Origin of the sequence: Aquimarina callyspongiae, from assembly GCF_034322225.1 — a bacterium.
Classification (GTDB): Bacteria; Bacteroidota; Bacteroidia; order Flavobacteriales; family Flavobacteriaceae; genus Aquimarina.
On record NZ_JAXLPA010000005.1, the window covers coordinates 121662 to 144202 of the forward strand.

At 34.2% G+C, this 22541-nt stretch carries 15 protein-coding genes; 10 read left to right on the plus strand and 5 right to left on the minus strand.

The window, feature by feature from the left end; all coding sequences use genetic code 11:
• The first annotated feature begins 2 nt into the window (after positions 1-2).
• The 6 genes from U0D62_RS20415 (at position 3) to U0D62_RS20440 (ending at position 5993) form a co-directional block, all read left to right on the plus strand.
• Entirely contained in the window at positions 3-644 is a 642-nt protein-coding gene (locus tag U0D62_RS20415; RefSeq protein ID WP_322289201.1) for a gluconate 2-dehydrogenase subunit 3 family protein, read from the plus strand.
• A gap of 24 nt (positions 645-668) precedes the next feature.
• Positions 669-1661, plus strand: coding sequence for a sugar phosphate isomerase/epimerase family protein (locus U0D62_RS20420; RefSeq protein WP_322289202.1), 993 nt, complete (start codon positions 669-671; stop codon positions 1659-1661).
• A gap of 10 nt (positions 1662-1671) precedes the next feature.
• Positions 1672-2904, plus strand: coding sequence for a nucleoside permease (locus U0D62_RS20425; protein WP_322289203.1), 1233 nt, complete (start codon positions 1672-1674; stop codon positions 2902-2904).
• Positions 2905-2909: 5 nt separating this feature from the next.
• On the plus strand, positions 2910-4055 hold the full coding sequence (locus U0D62_RS20430; protein WP_322289204.1) for a Gfo/Idh/MocA family protein: 1146 nt from the start codon (positions 2910-2912) through the stop codon (positions 4053-4055).
• 83 nt (positions 4056-4138) lie between these two features.
• Positions 4139-5191 carry a sugar phosphate isomerase/epimerase family protein gene (locus U0D62_RS20435; RefSeq protein ID WP_322289205.1) on the plus strand — a complete coding sequence of 351 codons (1053 nt, stop codon included), beginning with the start codon at positions 4139-4141 and terminating at the stop codon, positions 5189-5191.
• Between the two features lie 19 nt (positions 5192-5210).
• Positions 5211-5993 (plus strand): 3-keto-disaccharide hydrolase, encoded by a 783-nt coding sequence (locus U0D62_RS20440; protein ID WP_322289206.1) that lies wholly within the window; start codon positions 5211-5213, stop codon positions 5991-5993.
• 56 nt (positions 5994-6049) lie between these two features.
• On the opposite strand, the gene U0D62_RS20445 is transcribed toward U0D62_RS20440, so the two are convergent.
• From U0D62_RS20445 to U0D62_RS20460, 4 genes are all read right to left on the minus strand, one after another.
• Positions 6050-7885: a YfiR/HmsC family protein gene (locus U0D62_RS20445; protein ID WP_322289207.1), complete on the minus strand. Its 1836-nt coding sequence runs from the start codon at positions 7883-7885 to the stop codon at positions 6050-6052.
• Complete coding sequence (locus tag U0D62_RS20450; RefSeq protein ID WP_322289208.1) at positions 7882-10584, minus strand: TonB-dependent receptor; 2703 nt, start codon at positions 10582-10584, stop codon at positions 7882-7884. The genes U0D62_RS20445 and U0D62_RS20450 overlap by 4 nt, the downstream gene beginning before the upstream one ends.
• Positions 10585-10713: 129 nt before the next feature.
• Positions 10714-11151, minus strand: a complete 438-nt coding sequence (locus tag U0D62_RS20455) for a response regulator (RefSeq protein WP_322289209.1) — start codon at positions 11149-11151, stop codon at positions 10714-10716.
• Between the two features lie 2 nt (positions 11152-11153).
• Entirely contained in the window at positions 11154-11558 is a 405-nt protein-coding gene (locus U0D62_RS20460) for a response regulator (protein ID WP_322289210.1), read from the minus strand.
• A 400-nt stretch (positions 11559-11958) separates the two neighbouring features.
• On the opposite strand from U0D62_RS20460, the gene U0D62_RS20465 reads away from it, so the two are divergent.
• The 3 genes from U0D62_RS20465 (at position 11959) to U0D62_RS20475 (ending at position 14160) form a co-directional block, all read left to right on the plus strand.
• The gene (locus U0D62_RS20465) at positions 11959-12972 is read left to right on the plus strand and encodes a metal-dependent hydrolase (protein ID WP_322289211.1); all 1014 of its coding nucleotides are present in this window, start codon (positions 11959-11961) and stop codon (positions 12970-12972) included.
• Between the two features lie 230 nt (positions 12973-13202).
• Positions 13203-13619, plus strand: coding sequence for a DUF6326 family protein (locus U0D62_RS20470; RefSeq protein ID WP_322289212.1), 417 nt, complete (start codon positions 13203-13205; stop codon positions 13617-13619).
• A 166-nt stretch (positions 13620-13785) separates the two neighbouring features.
• Entirely contained in the window at positions 13786-14160 is a 375-nt protein-coding gene (locus U0D62_RS20475) for a hypothetical protein (protein WP_322289213.1), read from the plus strand.
• 147 nt (positions 14161-14307) lie between these two features.
• Here the strand turns inward: U0D62_RS20475 and U0D62_RS20480 are convergent, their stop codons facing one another.
• Positions 14308-20595: a LamG-like jellyroll fold domain-containing protein gene (locus tag U0D62_RS20480; RefSeq protein ID WP_322289214.1), complete on the minus strand. Its 6288-nt coding sequence runs from the start codon at positions 20593-20595 to the stop codon at positions 14308-14310.
• A 208-nt stretch (positions 20596-20803) separates the two neighbouring features.
• Here U0D62_RS20480 and U0D62_RS20485 point away from each other — a divergent pair, with 208 nt between their 5' ends.
• A complete protein-coding gene (locus U0D62_RS20485; protein WP_322289215.1) occupies positions 20804-22465 on the plus strand; it encodes a tetratricopeptide repeat protein in 1662 nt (553 codons plus the stop codon).
• Positions 22466-22541 lie beyond the last annotated feature (76 nt).

The window sequence follows — 22541 nt, forward strand, 5'->3', positions numbered from 1 at the left end:
TCATGAACAGAAGAGAAGCTTTAAAGAATATCGGATTGTCAGCAAGCTATATTGCTGCCACTCCTTCTATTCTTAGTATTTTACAAAGTTGTACAAAAGAAATAATTCCAACCTGGACTCCAGAATTATTATCCATAGATGAAGCAAAAATTTTGGATCGAATTGTTGATCTTATCATTCCGGAAACCGAAAATATCCCTGGTGCTTTAGCTGTTAATGTGCCTATGTTTATTGAAAAATTTATTCTACACGGAGTTGAGGAGAAAGAAGAAATTGAAAAGTTCAAAAAATCTGCAACTATTGTCCTAAGAGAATTAGGGGTTAGTGAAGAAAAGAAAGTCGACAAAATAACAATCGAAGAGTATGATACTCTTTTGACCAAATATTTAAGATCTTCAAAAGAACAACAACTGGAATATACAGAAGAAATGCAAGATGTCAAAACATCTGAGGATATGGATTCAATTTCTAAAGATGCAATTATCTTTAACTATCTCTCTTCTGTAAGAGGATTATCTATTTGGGGATTTAAAACCTCTCAGGAAATTGGAAAAAACGTCCTGGCCTATGCTCCTGTTCCTGGAGAACAAATAGGTTGCGATTCTCTAGAAAAACTTACAGGCGGTAAAGCCTGGTCTTTATAACCACTTTAAAACCACATATTAATCATGCGAACCATTTTATGGAAAGGATTTATCCTAATGTTAATCATAAACTCGTGTAAAGAGAATACGACAGAAAACAATAAAACTACTCAAAAAGAAACCGTTGCAAACGTGATACAAGAACCAACCAAACCATTTTTTAAGCTATCCCTGGCACAATGGTCTCTGCATAAAGAGATCAATTCTGGAACTATGAACCCTCTTGATTTTGCTCAAAAAGCAAGTGAATTGGGTTTTGAAGGAATTGAGTATGTAAGCCAACTATATACTGATGAGATTAAAAAAGATTCTGATCCAGAAAGAGGAATGCAAAAACTTCTTGAAATTTTGAAATCAAAAAGTGAACAACATAAAATCCAAAACCTTATTATTATGGTGGATGGTGAAGGAGATTTAGCCGTAATTGATGAAAAAGAACGCAATCAAGCTGTTGAAAACCATAAGAAATGGGTAGATGCTGCACAGTTTTTAGGTTGTCATTCTATACGAGTAAATCTATTTGGAACCACTAACCCAAAACAATGGTTAGAAGTAGCATCGGATGGACTTAGTAAATTATCTGATTATGCAGCAACTAAAAACATTAATGTCATTGTAGAGAATCACGGATACCTGTCTTCAAACGCTGCATTACTCGTTGAAGTCATGAAAAAAGTAAATAAACCCAACTGTGGAACTTTACCCGATTTTGGTAATTTCTGCCTGGAACGAGAAGATGGAGAAAGATGGGGAGCTAATTGTGTAAAAGAATATCCCAAGTATCAAGGCGTCCAGGAAATGATGCCATATGCAAAAGCTGTAAGCGCAAAATCATATGATTTTAATACAGAAGGAAATGAAACTTCTATAGATTATAAAAAAATGTTAGGGATCATCAAAAAATCAGGGTATACCGGTTTTATCGGAGTTGAGTATGAAGGTGAACGCTTAAGTGAGATCGAAGGTATAAAAGCAACACGAGATTTATTAATTAACCTAGGGAAACAACTTAATTAAAAAACGGCTTATGAAACTCACAACTCAAATCCAGCTCTCTCTGATGATGTTCTTAGAATTTTTTATCTGGGGCGGATGGTTTGTAACTCTAGGTAGTTACTTACCTAATACCCTACAAACATCTGGTGCAGAAACGGCATTGGCCTATTCTACCCAATCCTGGGGAGCAATCATTGCTCCTTTTATTATTGGCTTGATAGCAGATCGTTTTTTTAATGCAGAAAGAATTTTAGGGATATTACATATCATTGGTGCTTTTTTAATGTATCAAATGGCTAATGCAACAGATTTTAGTATTTTCTATCCCTATATCTTAGGGTATATGATTGCATATATGCCTACGTTAGCTTTAGTAAACTCAGTGTCTTTTAATCAGATGAATGACCCTGCTAAACAGTTTTCTTTTGTAAGAGTATTTGGTACCATCGGTTGGATTGTAGCCGGACTTTTAATAAGCTATGCATTTCATTGGGATTCTGAAGAAGGAATTAAAGAAGGTTTGTTAAAAAACACATTTCTAATGACCGCAATTGCCTCTGCTTTCTTGGGTATATTTAGTTTTACACTACCAAAAACACCTCCAAAAATTGGAAAAGATCAAAAAGTAACCATATCAGAAGTTTTAGGACTGGATGCTTTAAAATTATTAAAGGACAGAAACTTTCTGATGTTTTTTATTGCTTCTGTTCTTATATGTATCCCATTAGCATTTTACTATCAGCATACCAATCAGTTTTTAACAGAAATTAAAGTTGCTGATCCCACAGCTAAAATGACAATTGGTCAAATTTCAGAAGTAGTATTTATGTTATTACTCCCATTCTTCTTTAAAAAATTTGGGTTTAAAAAAACATTATTGGTTGGGATGTTAGCTTGGGCAGTTCGTTATGTTTTATTTGCTTATGGCAATGAGGGAGAGCTTGCTTTTATGTTAATTATAGGAATTGCATTACACGGGATTTGTTATGATTTTTTCTTTGTTTCTGGACAAATTTATACAGATAGTAAAGCTGGAGAAAAATTTAAGAGTGCTGCTCAGGGTCTTATTACATTGGCCACTTATGGGCTAGGTATGCTTATTGGTTTTTATATTGCCGGTCAGATTACTGATGCATATCAATATATCAAAGGAGAAGGTCATGACTGGAATAGTATATGGATATTCCCCGCTATATTTGCAGGAGTGGTAATGTTATTATTTGCCCTATTCTTTAAAAATGAAAAAATAGAATATAAAGAATAAATCATATGAGTCGACTTAAAATGGGAATGATAGGTGGAGGAATAGGTTCTTTCATTGGAGATGTACATAGAAAAGCTGCTAGTATTGATGGTATGATCGATCTTGTTTGTGGTGCTTTTTCTAGTAGTGAAGAAAAGAGTATCGCTTCTGCAAAAGAACTCGGAATCTCAGAACAAAGAGCATATGGCAGCTACGAGCAAATGATCATAGAAGAAACTAAACTTCCTAAAGAAGAACGCATGGATTTTGTTGCTATCGTAACGCCTAATCACGTACATTTTCCGCCGGCAAAAATGGCTTTAGAAAATGGATTTCATGTAATATGTGATAAACCCATGACCTTGACTCTTGATGAAGCTATAGCATTAGAAAAACTTGTTCAGTCTTCCGGTAAAATTTTCGCACTTACTCATAACTACACAGGATATCCTATGGTTAAACAAGCTAGAGCTATGATTGCTAAAGGAGATCTGGGTGCAATTCGTAAAATACAAGTGCACTATTTACAAGGATGGTTATCTACTTCAATAGAAAAAACAGGCCAAAAACAGGCTTCCTGGCGAGTGGATCCAAAAAAATCCGGTATTGGTGGAGCTTTAGGAGATATTGCAACCCACGCAGAGAATTTAACCGAATATATCACAGGCATTCAAATAGAAGAGATCGCCGCAGATCTTTCTGCTTTTGGAGAAGACAGAACACTTGATGATGACGGAAATATTTTATTACGTTTTGAAAATGGGGCCAAAGGAACGATGAGTTTTTCTCAAATTGCAACTGGAGAAGAGAATAGTTTAGGTATTCGAGTGTATGGAACCAAAGGTAGCATAGAATGGCATCAGGAAAACCCAAATGAATTAATCGCTAAATGGTTAGAAAATCCAAAACAAGTATTTACTCCTAGTGGAAACGGTGGATATCCTGAAGCAAATCAATATACCAGAATCCCTGCCGGACATCCAGAAGGTTATCTCGAGGGATTCGCGACTATTTATAGAAGTTTTGCAAAAGAGCTTACTACCTTCAAAGAAAAAAATGCTCCTTCTCCTCTACTCGATTTTCCGACAGTAAAAGATGGTGTTAGAGGAATGAGATTTATTTATGCCGCCGTAGAAAGCAATAATAACAATGCAAAATGGGTAAAACTTTAAACAGACAAGGAAAAAACAATATATCCATAATTAAAGCTTTTAATCAAAAGAATTATCTTAAGGATTTCTAATATCTTAAAACCATGAAAACTATAAAAGGTCCGGCTATATTTCTCGCTCAGTTTATGGATGACAAAGCTCCATTTAACTCACTAGATGGATTATGCAAATGGGCATCAGAATTAGGGTATAAAGGTATTCAAATCCCCACCTGGGAAACCCGATTAATAGATTTAACAATTGCTGCAGAGAGTCAAACTTATTGTGATGAATTAAAAGGGAAAATTGCCGGTTATGGATTAGAAATCACAGAACTATCTACTCATTTACAAGGACAATTGGTGGCAGTTCATCCTGCTTATGATATTATGTTTGACAATTTTGCTCCGGATGCATATAAGAACAATCCCAAAGAACGAACTCAATGGGCTATACAACAGGTACAAAATGCAGCTACAGCAAGTAGCCGATTAGGAATAGATGTTCATGCTACTTTTTCTGGAGCTCTGTTATGGCATACTATGCATCCTTGGCCGCAACGACCGGCAGGACTAGTAGAAATGGGATTTGAAGAATTGGCAAAACGCTGGCTACCTATTCTTAATCATTTTGATGATCAAGGAGTAGATATATGTTATGAAATACATCCCGGAGAAGATCTTCATGATGGAATTACTTTTGAGCGTTTTTTAAAAGCAACAGGAAACCATAAACGAGTTAATATATTATACGATCCTAGTCATTTTGTTTTACAACAATTGGATTACCTGCAATATATTGATCATTATCACGAATTCATTAAAGCATTTCATGTAAAGGATTCTGAGTTTAATCCAACTGGTAAGAAAGGAGCTTTTGGAGGATATAGCGATTGGATAGACAGAGCAGGAAGATATCGATCTCCTGGTGATGGGCAAGTAGATTTTAAAACTATATTTTCTAAACTTACAGAATATGGTTGTGATGTATGGGCTGTTATGGAATGGGAATGTTGTATTAAATCTCCTGAACAAGGAGCACGAGAAGGAGCGAACTTTATTAGTAGTCATATTATAGAAGCAACACAAAAAGCCTTTGATGACTTTGCTGGAACAGAAATTAACAAAGAGCAACTAAAAAACATATTGGGTATCTAACCTATTAAACAGAACTATAATGAAAAAACTATCATGCATCCTAATTCTGTTAATCATTTTAAGCTCGTGCAAAGAAGAAACAAAAGCTGCACAAATAGAGCAAAAAACAGAAGTTTCTAAAGAGAAGAAAGTTACAGACCCCAAAGAAACCGAAGTATGGGAACCAGAACCCAAAGCCATCTCTTTTAACAAAAATGATGTTCCTTCTGACGCTATTGTATTGTTTGATGGAACTAATCTTGACTCTTGGATATCTTCAAAAGATAACAAAAATGCTAGTTGGACGATTAACTCTGACAGCACAATGACGGTAACTCCTGGAACAGGAGATATACAAACTAAACAACTTTTTGGTAGTGTTCAATTACATCTGGAATGGAGTGCTCCAGATATTATTGAGGGAGAAGGCCAAGGAAGAGGTAACAGTGGTGTGTTTTTTCAAAACAAATACGAAGTACAAATTCTGGATAGCTATCAAAATAGAACTTATTCGAACGGGCAGGCAACTTCAATATACAAACAACATATTCCTCTGGTCAATGCTATGAAAGCTCCTGATCAATGGCAAACCTATGATATTATTTTTCACGCTCCTAAATTTAATTCGGAAGGAAAGAAAATAAAATCAGGAACATTTACTGTTATTCATAATGGTGTTTTAGTACAAGATCACGTAGAAGTTTTAGGAACAACAGAGTATATAGGTCATCCAAAAAATGAAGCTCATGGCAAAGGACCTATAAAACTTCAAGATCATGGTAATCTTGTTCAATATCGAAATATTTGGGTCAGAGAACTTTGATTCCTTATTGAAATGTAGTGTTTAACAAAATAGTAGAATACAGTGCACATATTATATTAAATTGGTATAGTAAAGTAAAAAATACTTCCGACTCCTTCTTCGGATTCTAACCATATTTTACCACCATGAGATTCTACAATTTTTTTACAATGGGCTAATCCAATACCGGTTCCTTGATATTGATCCCTGGAATGAAGTCTTTGAAAAATTGCAAAAATTCGTTCTTTATGTTCTTCTGGGATTCCTATTCCATTATCCTTTACAGAAAACTGCCAAAACTTTTCTGAAGAATTATGATTGTTTTCTTTTTTAACACAAGTAATATCGATCTCTGGGATCACATTTGGATTCGTAAACTTAATAGCGTTACTAATTAGATTCTGAAGTAATAACCTAAGTTCTATTTCTGATCCTCTAACCACTGGTAAATTCTCAGAACGAACTATGGCTTTTGTTCTTTCTAGTATACTTTTAAAATCTCCTCTTAGTACACTTAATACTGTGTTCACGTCTACATTAGTATATTCCTTCTCTCTTCCTAATCTCGAATATTGTAATAATGCATCGATTAGTTTTTTCATTCTAACGCTTGCATCTTGAATAAAAACCAGACTGTCTTTTCCTGTTTCATCAAAAGTATCTTCATAATCTTCTGCCAATAAACCTATAAAACTTGAGATTGTATTAAGAGGTTCTTGCAAATCATGACTTGCTATATATGCAAACTGCTCTAATTCTTTATTCTTTGATTCAAGTTCCAGGGATTGTTGATGAATTGCTCGATTCTTTGCTTCGAGTTTTATATTCAAATTTCTTTTGACCGTATATCCTATCCCTATTAATATCGCACCAATAGCTCCAAGAATAAGTACCAACGCCAATAAAATATTAATTTCTTTTTGTTTATCAATTTCAGATGCCTGATTACCTAGCTTATCCTCCTGCAGTTTAATTTTCTCCTGTTGACTTTTTAAAAACTCTTGTTGTTGTTTGATTTGTTTATTACTGGCATGGATTTTTTCTTCCTGGCTTTTGATAAAACTAATTTGTTCCTGAATATTTTTTTCAAGCTCTCTTTCTATCTTAATCTTTTCTTCAAACTTCTTTTTTTGAAGCTTAGTCTCGGTATACAAGTTTTCAAGAGTTTTATGTTGTTCTCCGACTTCTTTTTTCTTATCAGTGATTTCTTTTTCCTGGCTACTTATTTTATCTCTTTGAGATTCGATTTGTTCTTCTTTATCGGTAATCAAAGATTTTTGCTCCTTATTTACTTCTCTTACTTCTTTTAAAGATTTCTCTGTTTTTTGATAAAGTCTCTTCCATTTCTGGGCAGAAGTTATTGCATGTTTTCTTAATGATGAAGCTATTAAAAAGCCTTCACTTTGTATTCGAGAGGTATTTATTTCATATTCAAAAGATGCTTCGACATTAACCATATTGATCATAGATTCATTATAGTTATAATCTTCACTCACCAGTAATATGTTCTTTTCCGAAATCCTGTTAAGCATATAATGAATATCATAATTATACTTTTGATTCACATATAATAACTGAATATCTTTTACATCTTTTACCAATTGAAAACGAACAATCTCTACGGGTTTGTCATGGATTTTTCTTTTTAAAGCCATTCCTTGTAGGTCCAGAATAGTGCGATCAGGTCCTAAAACTCCAATCCTGAAGGTTTCTCGATCATCCTGGTCTGGCCACTTTACCTGTTCTGCAAAATTATAAATAAAGATTACTCTTTGAAGTCTCTTAACCTCCTCATTACTGGTATCTTGAGAAATCGCTTTTAAGGGAGTAAATAGAGAGAATAAAGTAAGAAACGCTATGATGAAAATAGCGCGAATATAAGAGTCAAAAAATGAGGGAGCCTTATACTTCATAACCTTAATACTAATCGCAGGTAATAATTTGCTCCACTCACTCCAAATTGTTGTACTCGCCTGCTATACATAAAATTACCGTTATTAATATTCGCAGAATGCGTATGTCTATCTGGATATACATTAAAAACATTATTGCCTCCAAACGTGCATCTAACATAGTCATTAAATTGATATGAGATAGTCATATCTGTTACTAACTTGGGCGAGAAAGTCTGATCTCTTGTTTCAACTACTCCTGTTAACTCATTTAACACCCAATTTGCTGAATCTCCATCATCTGGATGAACAAATTTTACTTCTCCAAAAAGTGTATTAGCCATTTGTAACCTAAACTTATCTATATCGTAAGATAAAATAGAATTTAACTTATAGTTGGGTTGAGCAGATTCTACCCTTGCAATTTCTTCTCTATTAAATAGTAATTCTTCCTGGCCGACAAGTGATGGTGGGACTTTTATTTGTCCTTTCACTTTTGTACTGGTTACATTAGCACCAATTGAAGCGTTTAAGGTTCCGTTTCCTAATTCTGTTTTATAAACAACGGTAGCATCTGCTCCAGAAGTTCGAGAATCTATCGCATTGGTAAAAAACTGGGCGGCTCCTACTCCAAAGGGTTCCAAAATAGTTTCATACCCTTCAGCAAACCTTCCTGAAAGTACTATACGATCATCTATACTAATAAGATAATAATCTACAGTAAACGTAAAATTGTCATTAAGTTTACCACTAACTCCTGTACTAAAATGTTTAGATAATTCGGGTTTTAAAGCGCCTATTCCAAATGCTTCTTTTACAACAGCACTTTCATTATTAAATGTTCCTACTTGTACACTTTCTCCATTGATAAATTGTGTACTTATATTTTGAAAAAATACCTGATGTAGTGATGGGGCTCTAAATCCAGTAGAATATCCTGCTCTTACACTTATTTGATCATTAATTCTATATCTACCAGAAAGTTTTCCTATCGCCTGTCCACCAAAATCGTTATACGATTCATACCTTGCCGCAGCTCTAAGTAAAAGCTTTTCGGTAAAATTGGTTTCTATATCAATATATCCAGAGCTATTTGTTCTGAAACGATTTAATTCATTTTCTGGTTGAAAACCTGGGAAAACCTGTGCGCCAGGAATTCTAGGAAGTTCTACACCTAGATCATTAGTATATGTACTTCCTCCATCCACGTATGAAGCTTCTTCTCCAGCAATAATCTGATAATTTTCTACTCTCAGTTCTGCTCCAAATGCTATATTAACTCCGCTCAACCAATCGAATGTTCTTGAAATATCAAGATTGGTGGTATTTTGTCTATATAGAAATCCCCCAGTATAAAATGTTCTGGGTGATGCAACTCCTAACGAAGCATTATTAGAGTTGTTTACAGTATAGTCTAATCGATTAACCCCTATAGTATGACTAAAATCAACATCCCAATCATTTTTTATTCCTTTTATACCTCCTGCAATTACATCGTCTTGAATATCTGTAAGAATTTCTGGAGAAAAACCATTAGGAAATAATTCTAAAACAACGTTATCTTCATCTTTAGGAAATCTATAAAAGCCTTTGGCCTTACCTTCTCTATAATTTCTTCCTCCCTGCACATAAAACGTAGCAAGATCAGACATTGCTATTTCGCCATGTAATGATAATGCTAAATTTTGTGTTTCTGCACTACCGATCTCCATAACACGTCTACCTGAATATCCCGTCTGACCAAAGAAATTATTATCTTGTATTAACTGTTCATCTTCTGCCTCATCATCAGAGTAAACGCTACCAGTATAATCACCAGCTCTATTTACAGATTCTCGATCTCTATATTCTGCAGTAACATTAACAAATCCTTCTTTTCCTATTTTTAATCCAAAGTTTGCAGAAGAATAGATAGTAAACCCATCTCCTTCTGTTGTAACACCTACTCTATTATCAATTAGAATACTTTCGGTTTGCTTTTTTAGGATAATATTTATCACTCCTGCGATAGCATCTGATCCATATTGAGAAGTAGCTCCATCTCGTAATACTTCTATTCTTTCTATTGAAGCAATAGGTATTGCATTAAAATCAGTACCAACAGATCCTCTACCTACTGTACCATTTACATTAAGTAATGAGCTGTTATGTCTTCTTTTTCCGTTGATCAATATCAATACCTGATCTGGACCTAAACCTCTTAGAGTTCCTGGATCTATGTGATCTGTTCCATCTGCAATAGTTTGATGTGTAGAATGAAAGGAAGGAATCAGATAATGTAATATGTGACTTAGTTCTATTTGTGATGAATTTGTAATCTGTTGTGGAGAAATGATATCTACCGCAGCTGTATTTTTAAGTAGTGATTTGGGCTTTGCTCTAGATCCTAAGGAGACAGGTTGATCTATAGAAAAACCAGCTTCAAGTACAAAATCCAATTGAGCAGTTTCTCCTACCTTTACCTCTATCGATTTTGAAACTGATGTATACATTACAAAACCAACAGTAATTACATACGCCCCTTCATCGACTTCAAAACTATAATTGCCATCCACATCTGTTGTTGTATTTTGATCTGTACCTTCGATTGCAATTCTAGCTCCTGGAAGACTTCCGAATTGATCAGATACGTTACCAGTTATGATTGCTCTGGATTGAGAAAAAACTGTAAAAACAGAAAAAACGAGGAGTATCGCAGTATAAAAAGTTTTATTCTGCAATAAGAGTATACAGGGTGTGTTATTTATTGTTGTTTTGATGTGCTTACTTTAAATAATTATGGCATCTAAGCGTCCAAATCTATCATAAGTTGATTCAAAATACAAATAATTTCATCACCAACATTATTTTTAACAATCGGATAAATCCCCATTCTTAGTATAAACCTCTGATTCATTTTGTCCAAAATATTTGGTAATGATATCAGATACTATCTTTTTTGATAGCATTTTTTCTCTAAATTCTTTTATTTCGGGGATGCTTCGTGCTAGTTTTTCTTTTTCTGAACTTAAGCTAGCTCCTAACATTAAGACAATAATAGACTTGTCTTGTTTATTTTGAAGTTTTTGATATTCTGATAAAAATTCCCACCCATCCATTACTGGCATATTTATATCTAAAAAAATAATTTCGGGTGATATTCCTGATTGTAAATATTGTAATGCTTCTTTGCCATTTTCTGCAACAATGACCTCTTCTGCACATCCAACTTTTTCAATCATAGTTTTATTAAAAAAGTTTGTTGCCCTACTGTCATCTACCAATAGAAGGGTTTTTAACTTTTCCATAGCTAAAAATGATTTCTCAATACATTATCTAGTAAATCCAGAGATAAAGGCTTATTGATAAAATCATCAACAGAATGATTTTTAATAGATGCTCTAACATCATCAGGGTTTGACGATGTAGATAACAAAATAACCTTAATATTATTTGTGATTTTTTCATTGAGTTTTGAAAACTCAATTAAAAACTCCCATCCATTCATGGCAGGCATATTAATATCCAGAAAAATGAGATCCGGTTTTACGGTATCTTTTTTTCCAACATTATTAAGGTATTCCAGAGCAGCCATTCCACTTTGCACGGTGTTTACTTTATCAAAACCATCATGCCTGGTTACAACTCTTTGATTAAAGAAATTTGTTGCCTTATCATCATCGATCAATAAGACACAATTAACAGATTTCCCCATAAAAATTTCCAATTACGCTCAAAGGAAATAAACTTATTTGAATTAGACACAATAAAACTATAACTAATTAAATAGTTTTCGTTTAAGAACTTGATTTTGACGACCAAATGACACCATAAAATAATTCTATCAAAAATTTAAGATTTTATATTGTAAAATCATTAAGTAAGTAGGAAATATCTTTTTTGGTGTTTTTTTAACGTCGTTCAATAAAAAAATAACGGTAATTTTGAGAAAAAACAGACATTAATCATCTGCTATATTTTGTAAGGGATTTATGCTTGAAAAAAATATTTAAAAGTTTATCGAATATACTTCTTAAACCTATGATAGAATCGATCTCTTCTAGTGAGTATGAAATTAGAAATCCTTTTAAACTTCAGTTAGACTAAATTATTTTATGGATTCATTGACTCAAATCGTTCTTGGTGCTGCTGTTGGAGAAGCAGCTCTTGGTAAAAAGGTTGGAAATAAAGCCATGCTTTGGGGCGCTATTGCAGGAACCATTCCTGATCTGGATGTACTATCAAAGTTTTTTGTTGATAATGTAACTGCCAATGAATGGCATCGGGGTTTTTCGCACTCAATCCTGTTTAGTATACTGGCTGCTCCTGTTTTTGGATGGCTTGTGACCAAATTATATAAAAATAAAGAAGCAGATTGGAAAGACTGGACAAAACTCATGTTTCTAGGATTATTTACACATCCCATTCTTGATGCATTTACCACTTGGGGTACCCAACTGTTTTGGCCTTTTGCTTATAAACTTTCTTTTAGAAATATCTTTGTTATCGACCCTTTATATACTCTTCCTTTTTTAGTTTTAGTAATTGCTGCTATGTTTTATAAAAGAACAAATCCTAAAAGAAGAAAACTAAATAACCTAGGACTTGTTATCAGCAGTTTGTATATACTACTTACTCTAATATTACAAAGAAATGCTTCTTATAATTTTTGGATAAGTTTAGAAAACCAACATATAGCTTATAAAGAAATTCAAACCAGACCTACCCCAATGAATAGTATTTTATGGGCGGCAAATGTAGAAACCGAAGATGCTTTCTTAATAGGGTATCATTCTTTTTTTGATGATGATGATACTATAGATTTTACATCGTTTCCTAAAAATCATCATCTTCTTGGCGATATGGTAAAAGACCCTCTAATTCCACGATTGGTAGCGTTATCAGAAGGTTGGTATACCATTGAAAAAACGAACAACAAAACGTATTTTAATGATCTTAGATTTGGACAATTAGGTGTTGACGAAGAAGCCAGTCGTTTTGTATTTAGCTATGAATTATATTATGAAGACGGGAAACTAAAAGCCAAAGAAAGAGAGCGCGATATGAAGGAAGCTTCGCCAATGCTAAAAAAATTATTTTCAAGAATACTTGGAGAAAAAGCACCTTAAAAGCTATTCAAAAAGATAGATTACTCAGGTAATTAATACTAAACATACAATAAAGCATCTTACATTTAAAGCACTATATCTAAACCTTTTTCTTTCCAACATAGCATCTGGTTTCCAATACCGGAAGTACTAATAATAATTCTACCAGACAACCATTTACACAAACAATTCGTCTATATAGATAGCATATCTTTTCAATAAAACACTTTATCGAAATTAAAAAAAAGAGTATGAAGGCTACAAGATCATTATTTCAGACTACAAATATAAAAGCTAGACTTTCTGCATTATGGATATTTGTATTATTTAATATGTTATATGCAGATTGCATTTCTCTTCTGGATCATAATGCCCCTATACATATGATGCTAATGGACAAGATCGAAGTTCCTCAAGAATTTCTACTTGCTGCCGCAATTCTCATGGAAACAGGAATTATAATGATTTTTTTATCACGAGTATTAAAACATAAAGCAAACCGATGGACAAATATCATTGTTAGTATAATAAATATTATAGCAGTAATAATTGGCGGTTGGAGTTCTTATTATTACTTATTTTTTGCTACTATGGAGATTTTGGCGATGTTACTAATTATATGGTATGCGTGGAATTGGAAAGAGCAAAAATCCTTAAATCCAGTATAAATTAATTACATAACTACATTTAATTAATCGATATTCTGAAGGAATTAAAATCATTTCTCTTATAACATAAATCATATCTAATGTTTATAAAAAAAACAGTTTGACTTTATTTTCGTTTCAACATAAATAACTAAATTTAAACAAGTTAACTAATAAACCTTTTTCCATGAAAAAAGTATTGCTGCTAATCACTGGGATCGTTTTTCTTGTTTCTTGTAAATCGAAAACTGAGACCTCTGAATCTACTAATGAAATACGATTATTTAAAGGCATGTTTTCATATGTAGCTGAATCAGAATCTGTTTATTTTACAGAATGCGGACAACCATCTACAGTTTCAATGGCGGTTTTAAAGGAAAACGATTTTTCTTCATTATTTGATGCTTATAAAAAAAGACAAACAGATAATGCCGTCGATTTTGTTTATGTAGAATTTAAAGGCTTTATTTCTGACAAAAAAATAATTTCGGAAGTAGATGATATGGGTACTATTTCCGTTACGGAGTTTTTGAAAATGAAAAAGAGGAAGAAATGCAATTAAATCTTTTTTAAGCTTTCACTCTATTTATTATTATTTTTAAAACAAAAAGACCATCCTTATATCAGGACGGTCTATTATAGCAAATAAAGAAATCAACGACCCCTTAACTTCGTAATATCCAATTTGCTGAAAGGCTAGTAATTATTGTTAATTTTTAACCAGTTTAAAAGTTTTGCTAGTATTACCTGAGATTACTTTTACAAAATAAACTCCAGCCGGTATGTTTGTTATCTCAATAGTATTATCGACAGATACCAATGTATTTTTTAGTTGCTGTCCATTTATCGTATGAATCGATACTATTGCTTCTGATGACAGTCCATAGATTTTAAAATGATCATTTGCCGGATTAGGTATCAATAAGACTTCATCAAGTTTATGATCTTCTAAGCCTAATACAGGTACGACATTAACAGTTCTTGTAACTTCAACCGCATTATTACCTGAAGTATCTGTTGCATTGTATCGAATTGTGTAGCTTCCAATAGCATCTACAAAGTCCGAGTTATCAATAGTCACTGCAGTTCCATCATCAGTGATTGCTCCTAGCTCTGTATATCCTGTTCCTAACACTATCTCTTGTGGGTTATCACCTGTTAAAGTAATCACAGGAGCTGTGGTATCCACTACATTTACCGTTCGGGTAACTTCAACAGCATTATTGCCTGAAGCATCTGTAGCATTATACGTAATAGTATAGCTCCCTACTGCATCTATAAAATCGGAAGCATCAATAACTACAGTACTACCATCATCCGCGGTAGCTCCTAGTTCGGTATATCCATCTCCTAATTCTATGGTTTGAGGATTATCTCCGGTCAGAGTAATCACAGGAGCAGTAGTATCTACCACATTTACCGTTCGGGTAACCTCAACAGCATTATTACCTGAAGTATCTGTGGCATTATAGGTAATGGTGTAGCTTCCTACTGCATCTGAGAAATCAGAAGTGTCAATAACTACAGTACTACCATCATCCGCAGTAGCTCCCAGTTCGGTATATCCATCTCCTTGTTCTATTGTTTGTGGATTATCACCTGTTAAAGTAATCACAGGAGCAGTGGTATCTACTACATTTACCGTTCGGGTAACCTCAACAGCATTATTTCCTGAAGTATCTGTGGCATTATATCGAATCGTATAGCTTCCTACTGCATCTGTAAAATCAGAAGTATCAATCACAATACTACTACCATCATCCGCAGTAGCTCCTAATTCGGTATATCCATCTCCTAATTCTATAGTTTGAGGATTATCTCCGGTCAGAGTAATCACAGGAACGGTAGTATCCACTACATTTACCGTTCTTGTAACTTCAGCAGCATTATTACCTGAAGCATCTGTTGCATTATACGTAATGGTGTAGCTTCCTACTGCATCTGTAAAATCAGAAGTATCAATCACAATACTACTACCATCATCTGCGGTAGCTCCCAGTTCGGTATATCCATCTCCTTGTTCGATCACCTGAGGATTATCTCCTGTTAGGGTAATCACAGGAGCGGTGGTATCCACTACATTTACCGTTCGGGTAACTTCAACAGCATTATTGTCTGATATACCTACGGCATTATAGGTAATTGTATAACTACCTATAGCATCCACAAAAGCACTGGCATCAATAACTACTGTACTACCGTCATTAGTAGTTGCTCCCAATTCTGTATATCCATCACCTTGTTCGATCACCTGTGGATTATCTCCATTCAATGTTATAACAGGGGTTTCGCAATTATCAATAATATCCTGTACACTATCCCACTCCGGTTTGTTTACACCTTGAAATGATAAGGTAGTGGCACCATCACCAAGAATTACATAGTTATACAAACCACAAAGATTATGTATTGCCTGATTCTGATTTTGGATCACCAGGTTGGCAGCAACATTTCTTAGCGCATACATATTAACGCTTTGCAAACTATTATTATTCCTAATTGTTGAGTCACTTCCTCCTGTGAGAGAAACTAAATTTTGTAAGGCATCAATTTCTACCAGATTTCCATTAAAACTAATTCCCAAAGTAACAATAGAAGTTAATGATTCTAAGAAAGAATTATCGAATGTCGTGATTAATTCATTTTCAGCAATGTTTAATGAATTTATAGAAGTAATAGCTAATTTAGGGAAGCCCTCCAGGTTAGGTACCAAATCGCAATCTGTTATATTGAAACTACCTAAAGTTGTTAATTCATCAAGTCCTTGAAGATTACTCAAATTAATCATATCTCTTATTAAAAGTTCACCACTAATACTTGTTACATTTTGGAGGAAACTTAAACTACTGATTGCCAAATCATCCATACTAAAATTACCACTAACCGTTGATAAGGACGTTGTATTTATTGTAGTAAGTTGTGTACAATTGTCAATGGAAGTATTATTATCTATACTTGTTAGTTTTGGAAGCGTAAGGGTAGTTAAGCCAGCACAACTACCCACATTAAAGCTACCCGTAACCGTTAGTAATTCTGGAGCATTTATGGATTGTAGACCATTCATATCATTAATTCGGAAATTCCCTGTGCTTTCCAGAAGGGGTAAACTAAGACTCGTCATTGCAGAGCTATTATTATTCATTCTAAATTCACCACTTACATCAGTTAATTTTGGAACTGAAATAGTGCCTAATGATCCATTAAATGTTATGACAAAACTTGAACTCATAGTTTGCAATTCATCAAAAGCAATCGTTGATAACATTGCATTACCAGTAATCGTTATACTTGAAATAGCAGCTATTTGATTCAGAATTGATATGTCGGTTAATTGATCCAGGTTGTTGACTTCAAAATTTCCTCCCAGGCTTGTAACATTAGAAAAAGCTGTTATTGAAGTCGTATTGGTCATATCTTTTAAAGTGAAATTTCCTCCTATTGTATTTAGGTTAGAAAAACCGGATAAATCATCGGATATATTTCCTTGTAATTGAAAGTTTCCAGAAATGATATGTACATTAGAAAACCCTGATAAATCTGTAATAGTTCCGTTAATGGTTACATCTCCTTCAATAACTCCACAAGATCCGAGAGTAGTCGTTACAAAATTGTCTACTTCGGCTTGCGTAGTCAACGTAACACCACCTGTAACAACGCAGTCACAACTTCCTGAAACGTTGTTGTCAGTCGCATCAATCCAGTTACTGGTAGCTCCGGTTAAGGCAAAATTAGTAAGTGTTCCGTTGTAGTTATTTCCAGAACCATCAGCTAATGTTGTTAGCCCGTTATTATCAGCAGCTGCAATACCTTCGTTAAAATTATAACTAGCCACTAAACTGGTTTGTGACATATCTGTTGTACATCCATTTAATTGACCAACTTCAAATTCACTCAATGTTTTTGTCCAAATACGTAATTCATCCAATTCTCCATCAAAATATCCTCCTGTATCACCACTAGGAGCATCTGCCGCTGCATATCCTAGTTGTATATCTGCTGTGGTCGTGGTAGCTGTAGCAGTTCCATTCCATCCGGTTGATCTTGCTAATACTCCATCTATATAACATCTGGCATTTCCAGAGTTGAGGGTAACCGCTACGTGATGCCAGTTACCATCATTGACCGAAGTTGCAGGGCTTAACAATCTTGTTACATAATTGGAAGCACTGGCATAATAATAGAACTCTATTCTTCCACCATCCAGGTTAATACGCCATCCACTGTTTCCATCTGGGGTAAACTTATTGATGACTCCTCCGAGTCCATCGGTAGTTTTGATCCAGAAATCTACAGTGAAATTCAAATTATTCTGAGAAGCATTGTGTGAAATTGTTACTAAATCATTAGCGCCATCAAAATCTAAACCAGTACCAGCAGGAATTCCTGTTCCCTGTATAGTGAAAGTATAATCCGGTTCATCACAATCATCACTACTAATAATTACTGTAGCCGTTTTTGTACCACCTGAAGTCGGTGCAAACTCTATTTTTAATGAAGCAGATTCGGTTGCTGGTATTGGATTGTTATGTGGGTTTTGCGTAATAGTAAAATCTGCTGTATCACCCGTAAGTATCACACCATCTATATTTAAAGTCCCTGAACCCTCCGTGTTACGAACAAAAAAGTTCATCTCGGTAGAATTACCAACCAAAACGCTTCCTGCATCTGTATTATCACTGCTATCAGGAGTTGTATCGCCATTAGGGATATCGTTACCATCTCCTTGTACGTTAATTTCAGGAATAGCTATTGAGCAGTTTCCAGAAATACCATTTACTGTAGTATCTATCCAATTAGACGTACTGCCTGTTAGTGTAAAATTGGTTAATGTACCATCTAAACTGTTTGAAGTTGCATCGTCAGCCGTTGTTATGCTAGCATTATTAGCACCAACATTTCCTTGATTTAAGTTATAATACGCCACCAAATCAGATTCATTCCCTGTTAATTCACAGCTTTGTTGTGCTGTAATCTCATCTGAGCATAGTGTTCTAGACCAATAACGTACTTCGTCTATATCTCCATTAAAATAAACGTTATTAAACGCAGAATAACCTATGTAAAGTGATTCTGTATTTGTTGGGGCATCTGGAATATTACTAAAGGTAATTTCATTGTCTAGTACACCATCTATATAATATATGACCTTTCCATCTCCAAATGCTAAAGCAATATGGTGCCAGTTCCCATCATTTAATCCAGAAGCACTAGATGCACTAGTTGATTCATTGTTTGGTACTGCGTACTCAAATAGTATCCCTCCAGAACTGTTTAAGAACAAAGAGAACCCATTAATTCCTGTAGTATCATACTTACTTATAATGGCTTGTCCTCCTGCAGTAGATGTTGTTTTAAAGTACGCTTCTATTGTAAATGTACTTGTATTGAGTACGCTATTATGATTAATACTGATATGATCGTCTGTTCCATCAAAACTCAGTCCGGTGGCAGGTGTAAAACCAGTTCCTTCTATAGCAAATGTAAAAGTAGCATCATCACAATCGTCATTTGAAATACGAACCGTGGCATTTTTGGTTCCAATAGAAGCTGGTGTAAAAAGGATACGTAAATTTTCTGAAGCTCCTGCAGCTACAGTTGTTGGCGATTCTATAATAATAAAATCAGATGCTCCGTCAATGATAACATTAGAAATGTTTAATATAGCACTACCCGTATTACTAATGGTATAATCTGCAGGTTCTGCCTGACCAAATACTACATTTCCAAAAGAGGTGTTATTACTTGAACTTACCGTAGTGTCCCCATTATTGATAGCGTTACTATTTGAAGCAATCCCAATGATAGATTCTGAATATGTATTACATGTTCCTGAAATACCATTTGCAGTAGTGTCTATCCAGTTAGAAGTAGTACCTGTTAACCCAAAATTGTTTAAAGTTCCTTGTGGAGGAATACCCGATGTAATCGTATGATTGGGATCTAATATACTATACTCCGGAAAGTTATTCCCGTTTACTTCACCATTATTAAAATTATAGTAGGCAATTAAATCATCTTCACTTCCTGTTAGTTGGCAGCCGGATTGATTTGGAATTCTACAGCTAGACGATGCTACATCCCATACTCGTAATTCATCTATAGCTCCTTTAAAATATTCTCCTCCACCCATTGCACTACCTAATGTCAGGTTATTACTACTATCCAAAATAGCTTCAGAAAGTATCAATGAATTGTCTAACATACCGTCAATAAAAATTATATAACGGGTACCATTATAAACAATAGCAACATGTTGCCATTGATCATTTACTAAAGGAGGAGTTGTTAGATTTTTAACACCACTTGAGGTAAAAAAGGTAAAGTTTAATTGTTGTGTTATATCTATACGTAAACTATATCCTTCACTACCACTTGTATTATCCAGTATAAAATGTTCGTCTGTTCCTGAAATTTCAGGTTTCATCCAAAACTCGATCGTGAAATTGTCGTTCAGGCTATAATTACCATTATTAAAAGTGATGTTGTCATCTACCCCATCAAAATGTAATCCAGTAGCTCCTTCGAATGCCGTTCCTTGTATAGCAAATGTATAGGTTCCATTGGTAGGATCGTCACTGGTAACGGTTACTATTGCGTTTTTTACACCGGTAGATTGCGGTGCAAAACTTATTTCAAAAGATTCTGATGTCCCATTTAATACTGTGACCGGCCACATGTCATTGATCACAAAATCTGCCGCATTAGCCCCTGTGATCGTAATATTCGAAATATTCAAATCACTTGTTCCGTTATTTTGGATTGTAAAAGGTGTCATTATGGAATGACCTGTACCGATTTCGAGAAACAATGTTCCTTTTGCTATATCGGGAGTTGTATCACCATTAGGGATCACAGTCATCATATCAGGACCGGTGACACTAATCTGTGGGGTAAATAATTCTTCGAAAGTTTTGAGAGGTGTTCTGGCAGATAATTCATAAGAAGTGAATCCTATCGCATAAAACACAACGAAACATAAGAGTAGTGGTTTTCTCATAAGGGGATTTTTATTAGTTAAAACTTTATCAATAAATTAGAGATCAATGGTACAAATCTCTTCTTGAATTTGAGTGTTTTTATTGGTTACAAAAAGTTTCAACCCTTTATTTATAAGGCTTTTCAAAGAATTTAGATTTACACATAAAACTCCTTTTTTTGTCAATATTGTTATATTTGTAGTACATCTGAAAATACCCTTAAGTACTATGAAAGCCTTTTTCCTAATCCTTTTTTCACTCTCTTCGCTCATCATATTTAGTCAGAAGTCAAAGGACAGCCTTGAAATTGAGTTACGACAAAAGGTTAATGATGCAGCTAATGATTCTCTAAAAGTTCATTACCTCTTCGAATTGACCAAAGTGGTAGAGAAATATAGTATCGATCAGGGAAGAGATTTGATGAATCAAACCTTACAACTTATTGATGACATAGCAAATCCTTCGTTTTATTTCTTTGAAAAAAAAGCCAATTTACTGGATATATTGGGCAAATATGAATCCAAGCAAACCAATTATAAAAACTCTCTGAATCTCAGGTTACAGGCGCTAAAAATCAGAGAAAAATTGCAAGATTCTTTTGAAATTGCCAAGAGTTATCATAGTATCTCTATGATCTTTAGATATCAAAAAGAGTATGACAAGTCTAAAACTTATTTTTTAAAATCTATAGCCATACAGGAACGACATGTAGATAGTACTCAATTAGCCCGCACCTATAATATGCTGGGAGTCATATATTATTACACTAAGCAGAATGATTCTGCTATGCATTACTACAAACTTTCGAAGAATTACTCTCGTACTCTTTCTGAAAAAGCAAAATCCAATGATAATATTGCTACTATATATTATACTACTGGCAAGTATGAAAAAGCTATTGCTTTATATGAAGAAACTATTGATATTTTTAAATCAACAAAAGATTATAACTTCCTTTCTAATACATTAATGCATCTCGCCAAAATCCATTCGGATTTAGGGAAATATCCGGAAGCCCTTTCCTATATGGATGAAGCGCTGGATTATGCTAAAAAACAAGGTAACACCTCTAAATTTCCTATTATTTATCAATTAAGGAGTCATATTTATGAGCAGATGGGTAATTATAAAAATGCACTTGGCTTTTACAAAACCCACAAATATTACTATGATTCCATTTTTAATGTCAAAAATGCCAAAAAGATCACCGCACTGGAATTGAATTATCAATTTCAGAAGGAAAAACTCTCGGATAGCCTTCAATTTGCAAATGAAAAAAGTGAACTTAAGTTAAAAAACGAAGCACAGCAGGCTACGAATCGACTTTATATTACACTATTGTTGTTGATTTCTGCAGGAATCATCACATTATTGATCATTGTAAACAACCGAAGAAAACTGAATAAAGAACGTTTTAAAAAGGAACAGCTTGAAAAAGAATTATTAGATGAGAAGCTAAAACACACCACCTATCAAGCCAAACAGTTAGTAGCCGATAATAAAATGCGGTTACAGTTTAAGCAGGAGTTCCTTTCTAAGCTTAAAAAAGTAAAACAACACGCAGATGCTGTAGATGTTTCGGACTTTCAATCTCTAATCAGTGATCTTAATGCCCAAATCAGTACAGAAAGCAAATTTGATTCTATTGGGGATAATATAGAGCAATTGGATGAAGCTTTTAATCAGAAATTGAGAACTTTATATCCTGATCTCACCAAATCTGAAAGAGAAATATGTGCTTTGATGCGTATGAACCTGAGTCTTAAAGAGATTATGGTTATTCGTAATGTAACCATGGGATCTATTAAAGCTTCACGACACCGTATTCGCAAGAAAATGGGACTGGAAAGAGAACAAGAGCTGGAACAAGTAATTCTGGAATTAATATAATACCAACAAGTAAAAACCACCCCCATCTAAAGCAGGAATGGTTTTATTTTGCAAATAGAGAAATCTACGACCCCTT

Bases quoted from the DNA above. Each gene is read 5' to 3' on its own strand.
- U0D62_RS20425 (WP_322289203.1), top strand. From the start codon at position 1,672: ATGAAACTCACAACTCAAATCCAGCTCTCTCTGATGATGTTCTTAGAA.
- U0D62_RS20480 (WP_322289214.1), bottom strand. From the start codon at position 20,595: ATGAGAAAACCACTACTCTTATGTTTCGTTGTGTTTTATGCGATAGGA.
- U0D62_RS20420 (WP_322289202.1), top strand. From the start codon at position 669: ATGCGAACCATTTTATGGAAAGGATTTATCCTAATGTTAATCATAAAC.
- U0D62_RS20460 (WP_322289210.1), bottom strand. From the start codon at position 11,558: ATGGGGAAATCTGTTAATTGTGTCTTATTGATCGATGATGATAAGGCA.
- U0D62_RS20445 (WP_322289207.1), bottom strand. From the start codon at position 7,885: ATGAAGTATAAGGCTCCCTCATTTTTTGACTCTTATATTCGCGCTATT.
- U0D62_RS20430 (WP_322289204.1), top strand. From the start codon at position 2,910: ATGAGTCGACTTAAAATGGGAATGATAGGTGGAGGAATAGGTTCTTTC.
- U0D62_RS20435 (WP_322289205.1), top strand. From the start codon at position 4,139: ATGAAAACTATAAAAGGTCCGGCTATATTTCTCGCTCAGTTTATGGAT.
- U0D62_RS20440 (WP_322289206.1), top strand. From the start codon at position 5,211: ATGAAAAAACTATCATGCATCCTAATTCTGTTAATCATTTTAAGCTCG.
- U0D62_RS20415 (WP_322289201.1), top strand. From the start codon at position 3: ATGAACAGAAGAGAAGCTTTAAAGAATATCGGATTGTCAGCAAGCTAT.
- U0D62_RS20485 (WP_322289215.1), top strand. From the start codon at position 20,804: ATGAAAGCCTTTTTCCTAATCCTTTTTTCACTCTCTTCGCTCATCATA.
- U0D62_RS20455 (WP_322289209.1), bottom strand. From the start codon at position 11,151: ATGGAAAAGTTAAAAACCCTTCTATTGGTAGATGACAGTAGGGCAACA.
- U0D62_RS20470 (WP_322289212.1), top strand. From the start codon at position 13,203: ATGAAGGCTACAAGATCATTATTTCAGACTACAAATATAAAAGCTAGA.
- U0D62_RS20475 (WP_322289213.1), top strand. From the start codon at position 13,786: ATGAAAAAAGTATTGCTGCTAATCACTGGGATCGTTTTTCTTGTTTCT.
- U0D62_RS20465 (WP_322289211.1), top strand. From the start codon at position 11,959: ATGGATTCATTGACTCAAATCGTTCTTGGTGCTGCTGTTGGAGAAGCA.